At 64.2% G+C, this 17,002-nt stretch carries 13 protein-coding genes and 1 tRNA gene; 7 read left to right on the top strand and 7 right to left on the bottom strand.

Annotation, left to right across the window (positions count from 1 at the left end):
* Positions 1-59 precede the first annotated feature (59 nt).
* On the top strand, positions 60-1,472 hold the full coding sequence (radA, locus tag SynRS9909_RS12330) for a DNA repair protein RadA (RefSeq protein WP_038001043.1): 1,413 nt from the start codon (positions 60-62) through the stop codon (positions 1,470-1,472).
* Positions 1,473-1,475: 3 nt separating this feature from the next.
* Here the strand turns inward: radA and SynRS9909_RS12325 are convergent, their stop codons facing one another.
* A complete protein-coding gene (locus SynRS9909_RS12325; protein ID WP_007101409.1) occupies positions 1,476-1,997 on the bottom strand; it encodes a photosystem I assembly protein Ycf3 in 522 nt (173 codons plus the stop codon).
* A 107-nt stretch (positions 1,998-2,104) separates the two neighbouring features.
* Here SynRS9909_RS12325 and SynRS9909_RS12320 point away from each other — a divergent pair, with 107 nt between their 5' ends.
* Genes SynRS9909_RS12320 through SynRS9909_RS12310 form a run of 3 tightly spaced genes read left to right on the top strand, consistent with a single transcriptional unit; the run spans position 2,105 to position 6,047 of the window.
* Positions 2,105-4,435 (top strand): cation-translocating P-type ATPase, encoded by a 2,331-nt coding sequence (locus tag SynRS9909_RS12320; protein ID WP_007101410.1) that lies wholly within the window; start codon positions 2,105-2,107, stop codon positions 4,433-4,435.
* The gene (tmk, locus tag SynRS9909_RS12315) at positions 4,432-5,085 is read left to right on the top strand and encodes a dTMP kinase (RefSeq protein ID WP_007101411.1); all 654 of its coding nucleotides are present in this window, start codon (positions 4,432-4,434) and stop codon (positions 5,083-5,085) included. Before SynRS9909_RS12320 ends, tmk begins: the two co-directional genes overlap by 4 nt.
* A complete protein-coding gene (locus SynRS9909_RS12310; protein ID WP_007101412.1) occupies positions 5,082-6,047 on the top strand; it encodes a DNA polymerase III subunit delta' in 966 nt (321 codons plus the stop codon). Before tmk ends, SynRS9909_RS12310 begins: the two co-directional genes overlap by 4 nt.
* 18 nt (positions 6,048-6,065) lie before the next feature.
* Here SynRS9909_RS12310 and SynRS9909_RS12305 read toward each other — a convergent pair whose 3' ends face one another.
* The 4 genes from SynRS9909_RS12305 to SynRS9909_RS12290 form a co-directional block, all read right to left on the bottom strand.
* On the bottom strand, positions 6,066-6,860 hold the full coding sequence (locus tag SynRS9909_RS12305) for a response regulator transcription factor (protein ID WP_186593730.1): 795 nt from the start codon (positions 6,858-6,860) through the stop codon (positions 6,066-6,068).
* A gap of 302 nt (positions 6,861-7,162) precedes the next feature.
* Positions 7,163-7,234, bottom strand: a tRNA-Asn gene (locus tag SynRS9909_RS12300).
* Between the two features lie 23 nt (positions 7,235-7,257).
* The gene (locus SynRS9909_RS12295; protein WP_007101416.1) at positions 7,258-7,962 is read right to left on the bottom strand and encodes an energy-coupling factor ABC transporter ATP-binding protein; all 705 of its coding nucleotides are present in this window, start codon (positions 7,960-7,962) and stop codon (positions 7,258-7,260) included.
* Positions 7,963-7,970: 8 nt separating this feature from the next.
* Complete coding sequence (locus tag SynRS9909_RS12290) at positions 7,971-8,234, bottom strand: hypothetical protein (RefSeq protein WP_007101417.1); 264 nt, start codon at positions 8,232-8,234, stop codon at positions 7,971-7,973.
* Between the two features lie 179 nt (positions 8,235-8,413).
* On the opposite strand from SynRS9909_RS12290, the gene psbD reads away from it, so the two are divergent.
* Positions 8,414-9,469 (top strand): photosystem II D2 protein (photosystem q(a) protein), encoded by a 1,056-nt coding sequence (gene psbD, locus SynRS9909_RS12285; RefSeq protein WP_007100314.1) that lies wholly within the window; start codon positions 8,414-8,416, stop codon positions 9,467-9,469.
* A gap of 49 nt (positions 9,470-9,518) precedes the next feature.
* On the opposite strand, the gene SynRS9909_RS12280 is transcribed toward psbD, so the two are convergent.
* Positions 9,519-10,922, bottom strand: a complete 1,404-nt coding sequence (locus SynRS9909_RS12280; RefSeq protein WP_038001047.1) for a DUF2079 domain-containing protein — start codon at positions 10,920-10,922, stop codon at positions 9,519-9,521.
* 28 nt (positions 10,923-10,950) lie between these two features.
* Positions 10,951-12,525, bottom strand: coding sequence for a glycosyltransferase family 39 protein (locus SynRS9909_RS12275; RefSeq protein WP_007101419.1), 1,575 nt, complete (start codon positions 12,523-12,525; stop codon positions 10,951-10,953).
* A gap of 420 nt (positions 12,526-12,945) precedes the next feature.
* On the opposite strand from SynRS9909_RS12275, the gene SynRS9909_RS12270 reads away from it, so the two are divergent.
* Both SynRS9909_RS12270 and SynRS9909_RS12265 read left to right on the top strand, forming a co-directional pair.
* Positions 12,946-14,730, top strand: a complete 1,785-nt coding sequence (locus SynRS9909_RS12270) for an iron uptake porin (protein ID WP_007101421.1) — start codon at positions 12,946-12,948, stop codon at positions 14,728-14,730.
* Positions 14,731-14,938: 208 nt separating this feature from the next.
* Positions 14,939-16,807, top strand: coding sequence for an iron uptake porin (locus SynRS9909_RS12265; protein ID WP_007101422.1), 1,869 nt, complete (start codon positions 14,939-14,941; stop codon positions 16,805-16,807).
* Positions 16,808-17,002 lie beyond the last annotated feature (195 nt).

Here is a 17,002-nt window from a genome sequence, read left to right as displayed (position 1 = left end):
ACATAAATTGATGGGGGTGCCCATCATTCACTCAGCGCCAAGTTTCTTCACAGTTCGACGTGTCACGGTCGCGCTCTTTTTTCGTTTGCCAGAGCTGCGGGGCCCAGACCCGTCAGTTCTTCGGTCGCTGCAACAGCTGTGGGAGCTGGAACTCCCTGGTGGAGCAGGCCGCGCCTAAGCCTGATGGCCGTCGCCTTAGGACTGCCGCCGATCCGGCGACCACGCCGACGGCGCGCCGGTCCATGGCGATCGATGCGCTCGCGGATCAGCCTCTGCAGCGCTTGGCGAGTGGCTACGGGGAGCTGGATCGCGTGCTCGGCGGCGGCGTCGTGCCCGGTTCTCTGGTGCTGGTGGGCGGCGATCCCGGCATCGGTAAGAGCACCTTGTTGCTGCAGAGCGCTGCGGCGATGGCGCAGCAGCGCTCCGTGCTCTATGTGAGTGCGGAGGAGTCGGCGGCGCAGGTGAAGCTGCGTTGGCAGCGCCTGCAGGATCCGGTGGGGGGGGTGGCCGTTCAGAGCCTGCAGCTCCTGGCCGAGACCGACCTTGAGCTGGTGCTCGAGGAACTGGAGGCGCTGCAGCCGGATGTGGCGATCATCGACAGCATTCAGGCCCTCCACGATGCCGAGCTGTCCAGCGCTCCAGGCTCCGTGGCCCAGGTGCGGGAGTGCGCCGCCGCTCTGCAACGACTCGCCAAACGCCAGAACACGGCCCTGTTGCTGGTGGGGCACGTCACCAAGGAGGGGGTGCTGGCCGGGCCCAAGGTGCTTGAGCATCTGGTGGACGCGGTGCTCACCTTCGAGGGGGATCGCTTCGCCAGCCACCGGCTGCTGCGGGCCGTGAAGAACCGCTTCGGTGCCACCCACGAACTGGGCGTGTTCGAGATGCGTGGGCAGGGCCTGGCGGAAGTGGGCAATCCAAGCGAGCTGTTTCTCAGTGGAGATCAGGCCAGCGGTGTGGCCACGATCGTGGCCTGCGAAGGCACGCGGCCGCTGGTGGTGGATCTGCAGTCCTTGGTCAGCACCACCAGCTACGCCAGTCCGCGCCGCACCGCCACCGGCATTGCGGTGAATCGCCTGCATCAGATCCTGGCGGTGCTCGAAAAGCACATGGGATTGCCCCTCTCGCGCTTCGACTGCTATCTCGCTGTGGCCGGCGGGCTCGAGGTGGAGGAACCGGCCGCGGATCTGGGGGTGGCGGCCGCCGTGGTGGCCAGTTATCGCGATCTCACCCTGCCGGCCGGCACCGTGTTGCTGGGGGAGCTCGGGCTCGGAGGCCAGTTGCGACCGGTGACGCAACTGGAGCTGCGCCTGCAGGAGGCGGCCCGACTCGGCTTCCGGCGGGCCGTGGTGCCCAGGGGCAGCGGACTGGGCGCGGCAGCGGCGGCCCTGGATCTCGAACTGTTGGAAGCGGCTCGGATCACGGAAGCCCTGGTGCTGGCTCTCGGGGTGGATCCGGCCGACGATCGCGCCTGAGCCTCAGAAATACACATCCACGTTGCTGCGGCCCGTCGACTTGAGCCAGTTCTCGATGTCGAGGTAGCCGCCTGGATTGAGGCGCACGGCCTGGGTCCACACATCGGCGGCGCGGTCGAACCAGCGGTCTGCTTCGTCGCGCCGCCCGTCCTCTTCCGCCGTGCGGCCCCGTTTCTCGTAGATGAGGCCCATGTTTTTGAGGCAGGACGGCTGCTTGGGGTTTTCATCGAGTGCTTTCTGATAGGTCTCCAGCGCCCGCTCTTCCTCGCCGTTGCTCATGTAAATGATCGCCATGTTCTTAAGGGTTTCACCGCGATCGATCGGGTTGTCCTCCAGCTTCAGGCTCTCCTCGTAATTCTCCAGAGCTTCGGCGTAATCGCCGTCGTTCTGGGCCGAGAGACCATCGCGGTAATACACGTAGGCCTCTTTGGCGCGCGCATTGATCGGCAGCAGCTTCACGATCAGATCCGCCATCACCGTGAAGCTTTTGTCGATGAAGTTGTCGTTGCGATTGCTGCGGGGCACGGCGCGCCTGCTCAGGTGCCTCCATCCTGGGGCAACCAGGCCTGCCTAGCGTGGTGATCCTGTTGACGTTGATCTGAGCCCCGCTGGTGACCACCCATCCGGCCCCCATGTCGTCGCCTGCCGCCTCCAGCAGCACCGTGCTGCTGGATGTGGAAGGAATGAAATGCGGAGGCTGTGTGCGCGCCGTGGAACGCACACTGTTGGAGCAGCCCGGCGTGCGGGACGCGAGCGTGAATCTGGTCACCCGCAGCGCCTGGGTGCAGCTGGCCGCCGATGACGATCGGCCGGGGCGGGACGACGGCCTGGAGCCGGTGCTCCAGGCCCTTGCCGATCGGGGCTTCCCCGCCAAGCCCAGGGGGGTGTCTCCTGTGGTGGCCGACGATCCTGAGCGGCTCTGGGGCTGGTGGCGCCAGTGGCGACAGTTGATGGTGGCGTTGGTGCTGCTGCTGCTGTCGGTGCTGGGACATCTGGCCGAGGGCGGCCAACTCCAGGTGCCGATCCTGGGTGCCTTGCCCTTTCATGCCGCTTTGGCCACGGTGGCGCTGCTGGGTCCGGGCCGGCCGATCCTGTTGGGTGGCTGGGCGGCTGCCAGGGCCGGCGCACCGAGCATGGACACGCTGGTGGCTCTCGGGGTGGGCAGTGCCTACCTGGCCAGTGTGGTGGCTCTGTTGCGGCCCCAGGTGGGCTGGCCCTGTTTCTTCAATGAGCCGGTGATGTTGCTCGGCTTTGTGCTGCTGGGCCGATTCCTCGAGGAGCGGGCGCGGCTGCGCACGGGCCGTGCCCTCCAGGAGCTCGCGTCGCTGCAACCGAATGTGGCTCGGCTGATGATGGATGACGGCACGGTGCGGGAGGTGCCGGTGTCCGATCTCCGCCCCGGTGAGCGGGTGCAGCTGCTGGCGGGCGATCGGGTGCCGGTGGATGGCCTGGTGGTGGATGGCGCCTCGGCGGTGGATGTGTCGAGCCTCACGGGTGAACCGCTGCCGTTGGAGGCCGCACCCGGCACCGAGCTTGCATCGGGCAGTCTCAACCTGGAGGCGTCCCTGGTGCTTCAGGTGCAGCGGGTGGGGGCAGAAACAGCCCTGGCCCGGATCATCGCCCTGGTGGAGCAGGCCCAGGCCCGCAAGGCCCCGATCCAGGGGCTGGCCGATCGGGTTGCCGGCCTCTTCTGCTATGGGGTGGTGTCCCTTGCGCTGATCACCCTGCTGTTTTGGTGGTGGATCGGCGCCCGTCTCTGGCCGGAGTTACTCGTGTCGGCGCACGGTATGCAGCAGGGCATGGCCCATGGCTTGCATGCGCCGTTGGGTGCCGGGGCGGAAACACCGCTGGGTCTGGCGATCCAGCTCGCGATCGCGGTGCTGGTGATCGCTTGCCCCTGCGCCCTTGGCCTGGCGACCCCCACGGTGATCACCGTGGCCTCGGGCCTGGCGGCCCGTCAGGGCTGGTTGTTCCGCGGCGGCGATGTGATCGAGCAGGCTGCCGATCTCTCCCGCGTGGTGTTCGATAAAACAGGCACGCTCACCCTGGGGCGCCCCCTGGTCTCCCACGTGCTGGCCAGTGATGATCCGGCTCGGGCCGTGCAGCTGGCGGCGAGTCTGGAGCAGAGCAGTCGCCATCCCCTGGCCCATGCCCTGCTTCAGGAGGCCCAGCGCCGTCAGCTGCCGCTGCTGCCTGTGGAAGCCAGCCACACCATCGCGGGCGCCGGGGTCTCCGGCCGCCTCGCCGGAGTGGAGGGCACCGTTCTGGTCGGCACACCCGAATGGTTGCAACGCCAGGGCGTGGCCTGGGGGGAGGCCGAGCAGCAACAGCTCGACCGGCTGGCGGCGGCGGGCTCCTCCCTGGTGGCGGTGGCTCTGGAGGCGCGCTTTCTGGCCCTGATCAGTGTCGATGACCGCCCCAGGCCTGATGCCGCCACGGCGGTGCGCCGGCTGGCGGATCGAGGCTTGCAGCTGGCGATGCTCAGCGGCGATCGGCGTCAATCGGTTGAGCGTTTGGGGGGGGAGCTCGGCTTCCGCCCTGAGCAATTGGCCTGGGGGCTCCTGCCTGAGCAAAAGCTGGAACGGTTGGAAGCGTTCCGGGCTGAAGGGGCGGTGGCGATGGTTGGGGATGGCATCAATGATGCGCCCGCTCTCGCCGCAGCCGATCTTGGGATCGCGGTGGGAACCGGCACGCAGATCGCTCAAGACACGGCTGATCTCGTGCTGCTCGGCGATCGCCTCGAGGGGGTCCCGGAAGCGCTGCTGCTCGCGCGTCGCACGATGGCGAAAGTGCGTCAGAACCTTGTGTGGGCCTTCGGTTACAACCTGATCGCCCTGCCCGTGGCGGCCGGGGTGTTGTTGCCCGGTTTCGGGGTGCTGCTCTCGCCTCCGCTCGCTGCCCTTCTGATGGCCCTCAGCTCGATCACGGTGGTGCTCAATGCCCTCAGCCTGCGGCTGCCATGAGCATCCAGCGCGGCCGGCTGCTGGTGCTGGAGGGGATTGATGGTTGCGGCAAAACCACCCAGATGGAGCATCTGGCCACCTGGTTGCCGGTGAGTGGGCTGATGCCATCAACGGCTCGCCTGATTCAGACCCGGGAGCCTGGTGGCACCGCTCTGGGGCAGGCCCTGCGAGGGCTGCTGCTCCATCCTCCCGAGGCGGCGGCACCGGAAGCGGTGGCGGAATTGCTGCTCTACGCAGCGGATCGGGCCCAGCATGTTGCCCAGGTGATTCGACCCGCCCTCGAGCGGGGCGACTGGGTGCTGAGTGATCGTTTCACCGGATCAACGATGGCCTATCAGGGGTTTGGGCGCCAACTGGATCAGGCCCTGATCCGTCAGTTGGCGTTGATCGCCACCGGCGGTCTGACCCCGGATCTCACCGTTTGGCTGTCGCTGCCTGTGGCGGTGAGTGTGGAGCGCCGGGGGGGGCGCCGTGCCGATCGGATCGAGGCGTCGGGCCTGGACTTTCTCCAGCGGGTGGCGGATGGTTTTGCTGCCCAGGCAGCGGAGCAGGGGTGGTTGGAGGTGCGGGCGGATCGCCCCCTGGCCCAGGTGCGTGAGGCCCTGGAGGCGCTGCTCAGCCAACAGGCCCGGCGCTGGGCACGCCCGTGACGGCGTTGTTTGCCGATCTGGTGGGGCAGCCGCTGGCGGTGTCTCTGCTCGAGGCGGCCCTCCGCTGCGACCGGATCGCTCCCGCCTATCTGTTGCATGGCCCCGACGGTGTGGGCCGTCGCCTGGCGGCGCTCCGTTTCCTCGAGGGGGTGCTGGCCGATGGTCAGCCGGATTCCAGGCAACGCCGGCGTCTGGAGGCTCGCAATCACCCCGATCTGCTCTGGGTGGAACCCACCTACAGCCATCAGGGGCGCCTCATTCCCCGCTCCGAAGCGGAGGAGGCCGGCGTCAATCGCCGCTCCCCTCCCCAGGTGCGTCTGGAGCAGATCCGGGAGCTCGCCCGCTTCCTGGCACGGCAGCCGCTGGAGGCACGGCGCGGTCTGGTGGTGCTGGAGGAGCCGGAAGCGATGGCGGAGGCCGCAGCGAATGCCCTGCTCAAAACCCTGGAGGAACCAGGGCATGGCCTGTTGATCCTGGTGTCGGCGGCCCCCGAGCGGCTGCTCGACACCATTCGTTCGCGCTGTCAGCAGATCCGTTTTGTGAGGCTCAGCGCTGGGGCGATGCATCAGGTGCTGGAGCGGTTGGATCCAGCGCTGTCGTCGTCGGCTCTTGAGGCCCTGAATCAGCCGGATCTGGCTGCCCTGGCGGCGGGATCACCCGGTGCGCTCCTGCATCATGCTGGGCAGTGGCAGGCGGTGCCGGAAGCCCTGCGCCAGAGGCTGGAGCAGCCGCCGCAGCAACCGGTGGAGGCCCTGGCGCTGGCGCGGGAGGTCACGGAAGCGCTCAATGGTGAGCAACAGCTCTGGCTGCTCGCCTGGTGGGAGCAGGTGCGTTGGCGGCAGCAGGGCCTTGAGCAGGATCTGCAACGGTTGCAGCGTCTGCGCCAGCAGTTGCTGGCCTATGTGCAGCCGCGTTTGGCCTGGGAGGTGGCGCTGCTGGATCTGCTTGTTGTGAACGCCTGATCGGGATGAGGTGGCCCCTCAGGCACTGGCCCGTTTGGCCTGCTCGTGCTCTTGCCGGTCTTGCCGGGCCTGGGCCAACACATCGCCCAGATCCTCAAGCTGGGCACCGGTGGGTAATTCCAGGCAGTAGCCGGCGCCATACACGGTTTTGATGAAACGCGGTTTGCGCGGATCGGGCTCGAGTTTGGTGCGCAGGTGTCGCACGTGCACCCGGATGGTTTCGATGTCGTCGTCTGGTTCATACCCCCACACCTCTTTGAGGATCAACGAGGGCGCCACGGTCTGACCATGACGCTGGAGCAGGCAGTGCAGCAGCTCGAACTCCAGGTGGGTGAGGCGGACGGGATTGTCAAACCAGATCGCCTCGAAGCGTTCCGGCACCAGGGTGAGCGGTCCGTAGCTGAGGATTTCCTGGTGGGTTCCGCTGCCGACGGGCCCCCGATCACTGCGTCGAAGCAGGGCTTTGATCCGCACCTGCAGTTCTTCGAGATCAAACGGTTTGGTGAGGTAGTCGTCGGCACCGGAGTTGAAGCCACTCACCTTGTCTTTGGTGCCGCCCAGGGCCGTGAGCATCAGGATCGGAATGCCAGCGGTGCGTTCATCACGGCGGAGTCGCTGACAGAGCGTGAGGCCATCGACCTTGGGCAGCATCAGGTCGAGCAGGATCAGGTCAGGGGAGTATTGCAGCGCCAGCGCCTGACCCTTGATGCCGTCTTCGGCGCGCTGCACATCAAAGCCGTTGTGCTCGAGGTGGCCGCCCACGAGCTCACGCATGTCCCTGTCGTCTTCAATCAGCAGGATGCAGGGTTTCATCAGACGTCAGACGCGGGCGAACAGGGAAACGAAACGCGAATCAATCGTTATGCGGATTCTCCCAAGATTTGGTGGCCCATGCAGGGGTGGTCGCCGCGGCGATGGAGCGATCCCTTGGCTATGGATCTCAGGCGTGGTAAGGGATTTGCCGCTGTGCTGGCGGCCACACTCGCCAAGGCTCTTCAGAAAGTCTTCCGAATCCCGCCCTCTTTGTGACGAATTTTCCGCCCGTCACGAAAAAAAGCGAGCGATTGCTGGCCAAAAAAAAGCCGCAGCTCACGGCTACGGCAAACAAAGAAGAGCTCCCCGGGCGGGATTCGAACCTGCGACCAATCGATTAACAGTCGACCGCTCTACCGCTGAGCTACCGAGGAATGGCACCCAAAGAACTTACCCCTCAGCCCCGCCGACCGGCAAGGGCCTGAAGCCGTTGCCGCAGCTGACGGCCCGATTGCCAGGCGCCGATCCGTCCGTGTTCCATGCGGGCGGCTCCATCGGCATGGTCGAGCTCATCGAGGCGATGGGTGACCCAGAGGGCTGTGAGGGGCCCCTCGGAGCGATGGCAGAGCTGTTGCACGGTTCCCAGCACCGTCTGCTGGCTGGTGGGGTCGAGCAGGGCGGTGGGTTCGTCGAGCAGGAGCAGGCTGGCGTCGCTGGCGAGGGCGCCCGCAATCGCCAGCCGCTGTTTCTGGCCGCCGCTGAGGGTGTGGATCGGACGAGAGGCCATGCCTGCCAGGCCCACCTGTTCCAGGGCCTGTTCAATTCTGTGGCGGCGCTGATCGGCCGGGCAGCCTGGCGGCAGCTGCAGCAGCAGCTCGCTGCCGCAGCTGGGGAGCAACAGTTGATGGTCGGGGTTCTGAAACACCAAGGCTGGCCGGAGCTGATGGCTGATCCGTCCGTGCTGTGGCTTGAGCAGCCCGGCAAGCAAGCGAAACAGCGTGCTTTTGCCACTGCCATTGCTGCCCACCAGCATCCAGAGGCCGGGGCCGGGGATCTCAAGGGTGCAGTGGTCCAGGGCCCTGGTTCCACAGGGCCAGCTGTAGCTCAGATGTTCAATGCGAACGCCGCCCCGATGGGTGTTCTCGTCCGTGGCCTCAGGCATTCCCAGCCTCAGGAATCAAACGCGAAGCCGGGGCGCTTGCTGCCGCCGCTGGCGGCCGCCTTCTCGTAGATCTGCACAGCGAGAACCTCGCTGGTGAGCACGCTCACCCGCTTGCCATCGACCTTTTCGCAGCTCAGTTCCATCAACCGCGGTTGCCCTTGCTCCATGCTTTGGCGCACCTGCTGATACAGGGCCTCGGCATCGGGGAGTTCCTTGCGCTGAACCGACACCGGCATCGGGCTCATCCTCAAGGCCAGTTCCACGATGTACACAGCTGCAGGACTCAACTCAGCCCATTCTCGCCAACAGCGGTCTGGATGCGAGGGCTGGCCGGCTTGGATGCTGGGGCTGAGTATTTGCACTCATCTACTCCTCCCCTAATTGGCTGCGGGTCCCATAAACCGGCTGCGCCCCCTAGGCTCGGCACGTAAAGCTTCATGAAGCGCTTCTCATGACGATCGCTGTAGGACGCGCGCCACAGCGGGGATGGTTCGACGTCCTCGATGACTGGCTCAAGCGCGACCGCTTCGTTTTTGTCGGCTGGTCCGGCATCCTCCTCTTCCCCACGGCCTATCTGGCCATCGGTGGTTGGCTCACCGGCACCACCTTCGTCACCTCCTGGTACACCCACGGCATCGCCTCCTCGTATCTGGAAGGTTGCAACTTCCTCACCGCTGCGGTGTCCACCCCCGCCGATGCGATGGGCCACAGCCTCCTGCTGCTCTGGGGCCCTGAGGCCCAGGGCGATTTCGTGCGCTGGTGCCAGCTCGGTGGCCTCTGGGCCTTCGTGGCACTCCACGGTGCCTTCGCCCTGATCGGCTTCATGCTGCGTCAGTTCGAGATTGCCCGTCTCGTCGGCATCCGTCCTTACAACGCCATTGCCTTCTCCGGTCCGATTGCGGTGTTCGTCAGCGTTTTCCTGATGTACCCCCTCGGCCAGAGCAGCTGGTTCTTCGCTCCCTCCTTCGGTGTGGCAGCGATCTTCCGCTTCCTGCTCTTCCTTCAGGGCTTCCACAACTGGACCCTGAATCCCTTCCACATGATGGGCGTGGCCGGAATCCTCGGCGGTGCCCTGCTCTGTGCCATTCACGGCGCCACCGTGGAGAACACCCTGTTTGAAGACGGTGAGCAGTCGAACACCTTCAAGGCATTCGAACCGACCCAGGAAGAAGAGACCTATTCGATGGTCACCGCCAACCGCTTCTGGAGCCAGATCTTCGGGATCGCCTTCTCCAACAAGCGCTGGCTGCACTTCTTCATGCTGTTCGTGCCTGTGATGGGCCTGTGGACCAGCTCCATCGGCATCATCGGCCTGGCCCTCAACCTGCGCGCCTACGACTTCGTGTCGCAGGAGATCCGCGCTGCAGAAGATCCCGAATTCGAGACCTTCTACACCAAGAACATCCTTCTGAATGAAGGTCTGCGTGCCTGGATGGCACCGGCTGACCAGCCGCACGAAAACTTCGTCTTCCCTGAAGAGGTTCTGCCCCGTGGAAACGCTCTCTGATCGAGAGCTCGCTTAAAGCGATTCAAAGCCCACCGCTAGGTGGGCTTTTTTAATTTGTAGGGTTGCTGGCGACTCCAGGGCGGCGGCAGAGCGTCAACCCTGAAGGCCAGACGCGACAGTTCCAATTCTGCGAGGCGGCACTGTCGAGCAGCTGCTGCTGGATTCGGCGGCTCGAACCCCAGCCGGGATCATCTGGACGCAAAACCAACGTTGTCCACTGATCACCTTGGAGTGCATCGCTGAAGCTTTTTTTGGGAAAGGCGATCCGTTGGCGGTGGCTCAAGTGGGGCACCAGATAGCTGGTGGTCAACACGGCATCGCCGGCTTGCACCTGTGCGATGGCCGATCGGGCGTCCTGCAACACGTTGAGCCGCTCCAGGTAGGGGCCGGTGAAAAACCAGGGTTTGGCCAGGGCCAACCAGCAGATCACAGCCCAGGTGAGGGTCCAGGGGAAGGGGTGGGACGCTTCGGTTTTGCTGGCCTTGAGGCCATCGATGGCGGCCACCACCGCCACCACCGCCAGGGGCAGGCTGTAGTGGTGGATCAGGGTGCGGTAACTGGGCGATGCCGACAGCAGGTTGGTGAGCAACAGTGGCACGGCGATCAGCAGGGTGGGCAGGGAGCGCCGTCGCCAGAGCCAGAGGCAGGGCAAGGCCAGCAGCAGCAGATACAGGCCGCCGCCGCTCCAGTCGATGCTCTGCAGCACCGTGCCCGGTGCCCCGCCCAGATGGCTGAACATGCGCCCAGCCGCTTTCGGACCCTCGCCATCGCGGAGCAGGGGGTACAGCCAGCGGCTCAGCAGCAGCAGCCAGAGACCCGAGAGGGCAGCCGCGCTCGCGCTCCAGCGCCAGCGCCGGCGCCAGCCCAGATCGAGCGCCATCCCCGCCGTGATCAGCACCAGGCCATCGCGTGCGCCCAGCATCAACAGCAGCAACGCCAGCCAGAGCCGGGGCCGTTCAGCCCGCTCCGCCCAGAGGGCGAGGGCAACAGCCGGCATCACCCAGGTTTCCGGATGCATGTCGAACAAGCTGGCGTTGAACACCACCGGCTGCAGCCACCAGAGGCCGCAGGCGAGCCAGCAGCGATGCCGCGACAGGCCTGCCTGGCTGGCGAGCATCCAGATCGGCACCGCCGTCAGCCCCAGGGCCAGGGCCTGACTGGCCAGCAGCCACTGAACCGAGGGCAGCAGGGCGTAGGCGGCGCCGGCGGCATAGAACAGCCAGGCGCCGTGGTCGGCCAGCACATGCACGTTTTCCATCGACGAGATCGGGGCGTGGCCAGAGCCGATCAGCCAGGCCCATTGATCAAACAGGCCGAGGTCGTAGGCGTTGCTTTGCAGCAGCGCGTGGCGCAGGGCGGAAGCTCCCCAGGCGAGCAGGCCGAGCAGCACAGACCAGAGCCAGAGCGCGGCGGGGGGCGGCGCCGGAGCGCGATGGGGCGGTGATTGGTTCATGGCTGTGACGTTTCAAAGCTGTGACGTTTCAAGGTGTTGCGGGGCAATGCCAGAGAGCCCAGTCCCACTCCTGTGCGGAGCCGACCTTCTCGCAGTCGCGTTCCTGCTGCCGACTCACTCGCCAGTGCTCGTTGGCGCCTGTGTCGCTGTCGGTCTCGCTGGGACGGCGCAACTCCCGGCCGGCATACCAGCCCAGCGACGGTCGGGTCGGGCCTTTGAGAACGACCACGGCATCGTCGGGGAGCTGGCGGATCAGGCCGGCGATGGGCCTGGGATCCCAGCTTTCGTTCAGTTCCCAGAGCCAGAGCTGGCTCTGCCAGAGCATCAGCAGGGCCAGCCCCCAGCCCACCAGCACGGCCACCAGGCCGCGCTGCCGCGAACGCAGCGAGCTGCCGCGCAGGCCAGCGCCACCGATCAGCAGCCCGAGCCCGGCGAGCAGGAGGGCGGCAATCGGCAGCTGGTTGGTTGCAGCAACAAGGCTGGTCAATCCAGCCAGCACAAGGCTGAGCACACCGAGAAGCTGAAAGCCCCAGCCCAGCCAGCGCGGCTTGCCCGTCTGCAGCAGCTGGGCCAGGCCCTCGCCGCAGAGCAGGGCGATTGGAGCCCAGAGCAGATGGCTGTACCAGGGCAGCTGGGTGCGTAGGGGGAGCACCAGGGCGGCGCTGCCGATCAGCAGTCCCAGTTCCCAGCGGCCGCTGCTCTGCTGCCGGTGGTGCCAGGCCCAGGCCAACCCCGTGGGCAGCAGCAGCAACCAGGGCCAGCCCCCCTCGAGCACTTCCGTGATCGGCATCACCCAGGCGCCCTGGTTCTCTCCCACCACCTCGGTGATCCGACCCAGACCCTGGCCGCCCCACATCACCAGGGCATCGGCACCCCGCTGGTGCAGGTGCCAGCCATGCCATCCGATCCCGGGCAGCAGACCAAGGCCGAACCAGCCAAGCGCCGGGGTGCGCCAGGGCCACCGTTCCCAGAGGCTGATCGCCAGCGCGATCAGGAGAAATCCCAGCAGCGCCGGTGGTTTGAGCAGCAGAACGCCGCTGCCTCCCAGTCCTGCCAGCAGGGCATGCCAATGGGTGGTTCTGCTGGCGATCCAGCCGCTCCAGAGCAGCAGGGAGCAACTCACGAGGGTGCCATCCAGCATCGCCAGCCGCCCGTGGCGCGCCATCGGCAGCAGGGTCATCAGGATCAGCGCTGCCATCAGGGCCCGACGATCCCGCTGTCGGCGTGCGTCCGGGGTTGCCGGTGTTGGATTCAGGCCGCAGCGCAGCCAGTAGAGCAGTGGCACGGCGAGGCTGGAGAGCAGGCAGGGCACCAGTCGCACCACCCCGTCGGCTTCTCCGAAGTGTTGGACAGTCCCGCCGATCAGCCAGTGCAAGCCCGGCGGTTTGTTCAGATAGGCGTCATCCCATTTGAAGGCCAGCAGTCCATCGGTGGATCGCGACACCGTCGATCGCGACACAGTGGCGACCAGGCCCTCATCCCAGTCACGGAGGGGCTGGTTCCCCAGCCAGGGCAGCCAGAGCAGCAGGGTGAGGGCCCACAGTAGGAGCGGTGTGACGGCAGCCCTGCGTCCCGAAACGACGCCAGTTCCGTTATGGTTCAAACGTCCAGATCGCAGTGATGTGAAGCCATCCTCGACCTTCCGAGGTGAGGTTGACTTCGAAAGCAACACCGGCGTTCAACCATCCATTCAGGAGGAGGTGTCCATGAGTTCCAGTTCTTTCATGCAGGGTCTGCTGATCGCGGAGAACGCCGGCTGACGGCACCATCTGACTGATCATTCGGTTCCGCGCCAGAGCGGACCCGGCGAGAGCCCCCGGCCGGTTTCCGGTCGGGGGCATCGTTTTGGCCAAGACGTCTTGATGCCCCGCTGCGTTTGGTATCAAAACGAGCCGTTTGCCTGGATTTTGGTTTCCCTTGTTACAAGACATCGCAATCTCTGTCACATCCCTGAATGGTTAACGGCAGGTAATCCCCCACATTGCGGGTTGGCGCATTGCGCCCGTTCTGTGTGAGGACCCCAATGAAACTTTTCCAGCAACTGCTGGTGGCGCCTGCAGCCCTGGGCCTTCTGGCTCCACTGGCTGTTGACGCCACCAAGCCCGCGAACGCTGCTGAGCTGAACATCAACGGCGTTTCCGACTACGCCAGCTCCAGCGAGCAGGTCACCAGCATCACCCAGTTTTCTGACGTTTATCCGACCGACTGGGCCTACCAGGCGCTGAGCAACCTGATCGAGCGCTACGGCTGCGTTGCCGGTTACCCCAATGGCACCTACCGGGGCAACCGGGCGATGACCCGCTTTGAAGCGGCCGCTCTGCTGAACGCCTGTCTCGACCGCGTCACCGAAGTGACCGACGAGCTCAAGCGTCTGATCAAGGAATTCGAGAAGGAGCTCGCCATTCTCAAGGGCCGCGTCGATGGCCTCGAAGCCAAAGTGGGCGAACTGGAAGCGACCCAGTTCTCCACCACCACCAAACTGAAGGGCAAAACCACCTTCGTGATCGGCGCCAACACCTTCGGTGGTGATGCCAAAAACGTCAATGTGTTTAATGCCGACGGCGAGTTGGTGGGTGGTTACCCCTTGCCAAAGTCAACAACTGTTCGTGGAATCTTCGATAAAGCCATCACTGCGGCTGGCGGTACGAAGAACACCGAAAAAATGGCCACCTTGGCCAACTCCAACCTGGGCGCCACGGTCTTCAACTACGACCAGCAGCTGGATCTCGACACCAGCTTCACGGGTAAGGATCTTTTGAAGGTACGTCTGCGCACCGGCAACTTCCAGAACAGCGCCTTCGGCTTCAATGCTTCCACGGGCATTGGTAGTCCCTTCGGCGGCACCTTTGCCACGGCTTCCGGCATGGAGATCGCCTTCGAGGAAGGTACGATCGGCAACGCGATCAGCGTCAATCGCCTCTTCTACCAGTTCCCCGTCGGCAGCGACTTCACCGTCACCGCTGGTGGTGTTGTGCGTCAGGACGACATGCTGGCGGTGTGGCCGAGCGCCTATCCGGCTGACAGCGTCCTCGATTTCTTCACCTATGCCGGTGCACCTGGCACCTACAACCTGAACCTCGGTTCCGGTGCTGGTATCTGGTGGCAGAAAGATGCCTTCAGCATCAGTGCCAACTATGTGTCAGCCAACGGCAATGACGGCAACCCCAACGTTGGCGGTATTGCTACCGATGGAGCTGCTGGAACCGGAACTGTTCAGGTCGCTTATGCCAAGGACAACTGGGGTCTGGCGGCTGCCTACAACTACAGCTCGCAGAACTGGGGCAACCTGTATCAGAGTACGGGCACACCCCTGGCCACGCAGGTGGGCACCCTCGGCAACACCAACTCGGTGGGCGTGAGCGCCTGGTGGACGCCCGAAAACGCCGGTTGGATACCGTCGATTTCCACCGGTTGGGGTCTGAACAGCACCAGTGGTGCCAAAGACACCACGCTGCTGGGCTATGACTTTGACAGTGCGACCACCCAGTCCTGGTATGTGGGTCTGCAATGGGCTGACGTGTTCCTGAAAGGGAACAGCGCCGGTATGGCTGTGGGTCAGCAGGGCTTCGTGACCTCCCTGGGTCTCGGCAGCAACAAGACCTTCTCCGGCAGTCAGGCCTCAGACGCTGAAGATGTGTTGGTGCGTGACGGTCAGTACGCCTGGGAATGGTGGTACATGTTCCAGGTCACCGACAACATTTCGGTCACCCCAGCCATCTTCTATTTGAGCCGTCCCCTGGGTACGGCGACTCAAGGCGTCTCCTACAACCAGTTCGGCGGTCTGGTGAAGACCACCTTCAAGTTCTGATTCAGGACTCCTTGCCAGGGGGCATCCCGCCCCCGCCTCGCCCTCCGGTCACTGGCCGGAGGGCCTTCTTTTGGGACAGATTCTCGACCGGCCTCCTGTTCGCGGCTGGGCTGGCCTGAGTACCTTGCGTGGGTCATGGAGGAGTGTGCGCACTTTGATGCGTCACCTTCTCTACGGCCTTTTCCCTCAATTTTGGTGTGAGGACCCCATGAAACTTTTCCAGCAACTGCTGGTGGCGCCTGCTGCCCTGGGCCTTCTGGCTCCTGTGGCGGCAAATGCTGCTGAGCTGAACATCAACGGTGTGTCTGACTACGCCGCTTCCGGCGAGCAGGTCACCAGCATCACCCAGTTCTCGGATGTGTATCCGACCGACTGGGCCTACCAGGCCCTGAGCAATCTGATCGAGCGCTACGGCTGCGTTGCCGGTTACCCCAACGGCACCTACCGCGGTCAGCGCGCCATGACGCGCTTTGAAGCGGCCGCCCTGCTGAACGCCTGTCTCGACCGCGTCACCGAAGTGACCGACGAGCTCAAGCGCCTGATGAAGGAATTCGAGCGTGAACTGGCGATCCTCAAGGGTCGTGTGGATGGCCTCGAGGCCCGCGTTGGCGAACTGGAAGCGACCCAGTTCTCCACCACCACCAAACTGAAGGGTCAGACCACCTTCGTGACCGGTGCTGTCAACGCTGGTGGCAACAACGGTTCCCAGTACATCTACCGCAGCCGCAAGTTCAACATTGACGGTCAGGCCTTCACGGCTGCCGTACGTCGTAAGGCCGATAGTAACGGCAACGTTGGCAAGGACGCCAAAAACTTCAGCAATACTGGCCGTCAGGGTGGCGCGAACGCCTACAACGCCAACTACGGCGCTTTCACCTTCAACTACGACCAACGTCTGGCGTTCGACACCAGCTTCACCGGTAAGGACAAGCTGTATGCCCGTCTGCGCGCTGGCAACTTCACCAAGAGCAGCAACGCCTTCGCTGGCGCCGGTGTGAACCTCACCGCTCTGGACATCGCCACCGATTCCGGTGTGAACAACACCGTGAGCAACGCGGTGGTCCTTGACCGCTTGTACTACAAGTTCCCGGTCGGCAAAGAGTTCACCGTCTACGCCGGTGGTTTGATTCGTAACACCGAAATGGTGGCTCTCTGGCCTTCTGTGTACAACAAGGGTGGCGCCAAGATCCTCGACTGGACTGCTCTGATGGGCACCAGTGGTGTGTACAACAAGGAGACCGGTCAGGGTATTGGTGCTTACTGGAAGCAGAACACCAAGAAGGGCGCCAACGCCTTCAGTGTGTCGGTCAACTACGTGGCTGACGATGGCAATGGTAATACCACCAATCCCAACAGCGGTGGCTTCATGACCGACAACTCGGAAGCCAGCTTCCTGGCTCAGATCGGTTACGGCGGACCTGAGTGGGGTGCGGCTTTTGCCTATCGTTACGGCCAGTGTGATTCCGGCAACGGCCTGCGTCGCGGTACCAGCTTCGTCAAGTTTGATGGCACTTGGAACAACAACTGCAACCAGCTCGCTTACACAACCCCGAACAATTCGGACTTCTACGACAAGCTGGCGAAATCAACCGGTAACCGTGTGAGCGGTAGCACCAACAGCTACGCCCTGAACGCCTACTGGCAGCCCAAGAACGCTGGCTGGATCCCCTCCTTCTCCGTGGGTTGGGCGATCAACCAGAACACCACCAGCAACAAGCTGCCCGGTTCCCCGGTCACCAGCCAGAGCTGGATGGTGGGCATGAAGTGGGATGACGTGTTCCTCAAGGGCAACGACTTCGGCTTCGCCTTCGGTCAGCCCACCTTCGCGACCAATCTGGAGGGCGCTAAGCGCAACAAGTTCGATAACTTTGTGAGCACCACTCCCTTCGATGGCAACTATGTCTTCGAGTGGTACTACAACTTCCAGGTGACCGACAACATCGCTGTGACCCCAGCGATCTTCTACATGTCCCGTCCCCTCGGCCAGAACACCCGCAATCTGGTTCAGAACGGCCAGGGTTACGACGGTCAGTTCAACCTCTGGGGCGGTCTGATCCAGACCACCTTCAAGTTCTGATTCGTTCCATCGGATCAGTTCTCTCTGGTTAGTTCACTTCTCACACACATAGAACGGGCACTCCTCACCGTGCCTCTTGCAGCCCCCGGGAGACCGGGGGCATTTTTGTGGCCTGAAAGGCTATGAATCACCACCTTGTGTTGATGCCTCCTTAATGGGGGATCGACTACGTTCAGCGCGACTCGTTGTGATGTC

It is taken from the genome of Synechococcus sp. RS9909, assembly GCF_014279595.1.
Classification (GTDB): Bacteria; Cyanobacteriota; Cyanobacteriia; order PCC-6307; family Cyanobiaceae; genus Synechococcus_C.
Note: the sequence above shows the minus strand (reverse complement) of the source record. Positions and strands in the feature narration are given on the sequence as shown.